The following is a 3,599-nucleotide window of genomic DNA, read 5'->3' as shown; positions in this document are numbered from 1 at the left end:
GCAACTCAAGCAGCTCAAGATGGACAAAGCTTAAAAACAAGAACTATGCTTCAAGCAGATATTAACCGCTTGATGGAAGAACTTGATAATATCGCTAATACTACTTCATTTAATGGTAAACAACTTTTAAGTGGTAATTTTATCAATCAAGAATTTCAAATCGGTGCAAGTTCAAATCAAACTGTAAAGGCTACCATAGGAGCAACTCAATCTTCTAAAATCGGTTTAACACGCTTTGAAACCGGAGGAAGAATTTCTCAAAGTGGTGAAGTGCAATTTACTTTGAAAAACTATAACGGCATAGATGATTTTAAATTTCAAAAAGTTGTGATTTCAACCTCAGTTGGAACAGGACTTGGGGCTTTAGCTGATGAAATAAATAAAAATGCCGATAAAACAGGTGTTAGGGCTACTTTTACAGTAGAGACTCGAGGTATGGCTGCGGTTAAAGCGGGAAGTACTGGAGAGGATTTTACTATTAATGGGGTAAAAATCGGTCAGATAGAATACAAAGATGGTGATAGCAATGGTGCTTTAGTTTCTGCAATCAACTCTGTAAAAGATACTACAGGAGTAGAAGCCTCTATAGATGAAAATGGTAAACTTTTGCTCACTTCAAGAGAAGGTAGAGGAATTAAAATCGAAGGAAGTATAGGTGGTGGTGCTTTTATCAATGCCGATATGAAAGAAAACTATGGTCGTTTATCTTTGGTAAAAAATGATGGTAAAGATATTTTAATCAGTGGTTCAGGACTTAGTTTTGCTGGTTTTGGTGCAAGTCAATTCGTATCTCAAGCTTCTGTTTCTCTAAGAGAGTCAAAAGGTCAAATTGATGCTAATGTCGCTGATGCTATGGGTTTTGGTTCTGCAAATAAACAAAATATTTTAGCAGGATATTCTTCTGTTTCTGCTTATATGAGTAGTGCTGGTAGTGGATTTTCGTCAGGTTCAGGTTATTCTGTAGGTAGTGGGAAAAATTATTCTGCAAGTATAGCCGGATCCGCGATAGCTATTTCAGCTGCTTCTCAACTTTCAGCAGTTTATAATGTATCTGCAGGTTCAGGTTTTTCATCAGGATCAAATCTTTCTCAATTCGCAACTATGAAAACAACTGCTTTTGGAGTTAAGGAAGAAACTGCAGGTGTAACTACACTTAAAGGCGCTATGGCTGTGATGGATATAGCAGAAACTGCTATAACAAATCTTGATCAAATCAGAGCAGACATTGGTTCGGTGCAAAATCAACTTCAAGTTACGATAAATAACATCACTGTAACTCAAGTCAATGTTAAGGCAGCAGAATCAACCATAAGAGATGTAGACTTTGCAGCTGAAAGTGCAAATTTTTCTAAGTATAATATCCTTGCGCAGTCAGGTTCATATGCGATGAGTCAGGCTAATGCTGTACAGCAAAATGTTTTAAAACTTCTTCAATGATTTCTTAGATGCTTTTATGCATCTAAGATTTTTAGAGTGCCTTTTTCTTTTCTAAAAAATTTTGCAAAGGTAAGATGGCGATTTTAAGTCTTTTGTCTTGAGCCTCTAAAAGATCTATGATATTTTCAATCAAAGATTCGTGTGCATAAATCCAAGCAAAAAGTTTATTTTGTTTATCAGCTTCATCTTTGATATCCTTAAGATATAAAGGTGCTAAAAGGCTTTGTTCGTGGTGTAAAGTAGGCCCTAGAATTTCTTTTAAAAAGCTGTATTTTTGACTTGAAAGTTTTTCTTTGAGTTTATCGATGTTTTGATTGAGTTCATTAAGAGATAATTTGCTTTTTCCATGGGTAAGATTATGAATTTGTTTTTGAACTTTTTTACATTCTTTTTGAAAATTAAGCGCTAAGCTCATATTTTTTTTGATTTTTTTATAGATTTTTAAACCCAATTCTACTTGTTCTTTGGTATTTAAAGCTTTTAATTTTTTGAAATTTTTATCTTTTTCATTTTCAAGTAGATCTTTGCAAACTTCTTTAAAAGGTCTTTCTATAGCACTTTCTATCCTAGCGCCTCCTTCAGTGCAATTATAAGTTTTACTTTCGCTATAGAAAATAAAATTTTCAAAAATTTGCCTAAAAAGAGTCCATATTTCAGAACTTTCTGCTTTGCCTTCTCCTCCATAAGCTAAGGTAGTAAATTTTCCAAAATCCCTTTCATAGTCCCCATTATGCCAACTAGCATGAATAAAACCTTTAGAATGCGTTTGTCCATCTTCACTATAAGCTAGATCTTGTCCTATTAAAATGATATTTTTATGTCCTAAATTTTCTGCACATTCATAAGCCATGTGTGATACGCTCATACCTGCATTAATATACCCATAATCATCTAGATCTAAATATCTTGCAAAAGGTTGTCCTTTAAGAATAAGCATATAGTTTCTTTTGTTTTTTTCAAGATAATCAATAGTTTTTTTATGTGCCAAAGAAGCAACTAAAAAAATAATATCTTTATCAAATTCTCCAAAATCATTATTAAAACATTCTGCCACTATTTCATCACGCTCTAGCATGCAAACATAATCAGGTTTTATACCTTCTCTTGCAAGTATATTATAAGCACTGTCTGCACAAAAAATCGTAGCTTTATTGGCATACTTTTTTAATAAAGGAAGTTGTTTAGTTAAACTTGGTCCTGTAGAAACGACTATGGCTGTTTCTTTAGCACTTTTTCTTTTTTTTAGAAGTTCTTTATAACTTGGATGTGAAATGAGTTTGGGAAGATTATAAACAAATTGTTCTATACCTTGCATAGCATCTTTAGGATCATTTCCATGCATGAGATTATGGTTTTTTATGGTTAGGATATTAAGCTTGTTAAGTTTTAAAATATCTTCTTTGTATTCTTCGTAAAAATTATTAGCAATGTGTAGATTATAAGAACGATAAAACAAATCCCCTGTAAGGCGAAAGATTTTTTCAATTTTGGGTAAAGTTACATCATCTTGATGAACGATGATAAGCCTTCCTAAGCTTAAATCTTTGCTAAAATCGACAAAATTAAAAGCTAAAAATATAAGCTCTAGCTCTTTTTCAAAAATAATCATTCTTTTAAGATTTTTATTTTGCAATAAAATTTTATATAAAATCCCATTTCCTATTCCATAGAAAAAAAGCACAGGATAACGAGTGAAATCTTTAAAATATTCCAAATCTTTTTCAAGTTCTTTTACAGGATTTTGATACATTTTTTTTAAATTTCTTTTTTTGATGATATTGATATCTAGGTTATCTTTTCCTTGTGTAAAAGTAAAGTTTCTAAGTTCTTTAATGTCTTGAAGTTTTTTGCATAAAATTTCATATTCAGAGCCACCTAAAGCTTTGATATTTTTTTCAAAATTATTTTCCTCTTTCACCTTCTCACCCTTTCCATCCATTTATCTAATTTTCTTTCTTTAAGTTTTTCTTCTAAAGGAAGTATATTTTTTATCAAAGCACTTTCTTGTGCTTTGATATGTCCATAAACTAATTCCATAAATTCTAAATGTTCTTTTATCCAAAGAATACTTTTATTAAAAGCATCTTCTTTGGTTTTAGGATTTAAAACATAAATTCTAGCAAGATTAAGTTCAAATTGTGTCAGTAAAGGACCTAAAATTT

General features: G+C 31.5%; 2 protein-coding genes and 1 pseudogene. 1 reads left to right on the top strand and 2 read right to left on the bottom strand.

All coding sequences use genetic code 11. The features are described 5' to 3' along the window. A partial coding sequence (locus tag AJN64_RS00595) for a flagellin (protein ID WP_070292535.1) occupies window positions 1-1,437 on the top strand: 1,437 nt, incomplete at its 5' end. 31 nt (window positions 1,438-1,468) lie between these two features. On the opposite strand, the gene AJN64_RS00590 is transcribed toward AJN64_RS00595, so the two are convergent. Both AJN64_RS00590 and AJN64_RS00585 read right to left on the bottom strand, forming a co-directional pair. Then, window positions 1,469-3,355, bottom strand: a complete 1,887-nt coding sequence (locus AJN64_RS00590) for a motility associated factor glycosyltransferase family protein (RefSeq protein ID WP_079728968.1) — start codon at window positions 3,353-3,355, stop codon at window positions 1,469-1,471. After that, a pseudogene (locus tag AJN64_RS00585) lies at window positions 3,352-3,599 on the bottom strand (motility associated factor glycosyltransferase family protein); the annotation flags it as partial. The pseudogene AJN64_RS00585 and the gene AJN64_RS00590, both read right to left, overlap by 4 nt.

Source organism: Campylobacter sp. BCW_4332, from assembly GCF_001763175.1.
In the GTDB taxonomy this organism is placed as follows: Bacteria; Campylobacterota; Campylobacteria; order Campylobacterales; family Campylobacteraceae; genus Campylobacter_D; species Campylobacter_D jejuni.
Note: the sequence above shows the minus strand (reverse complement) of the source record. Positions and strands in the feature narration are given on the sequence as shown.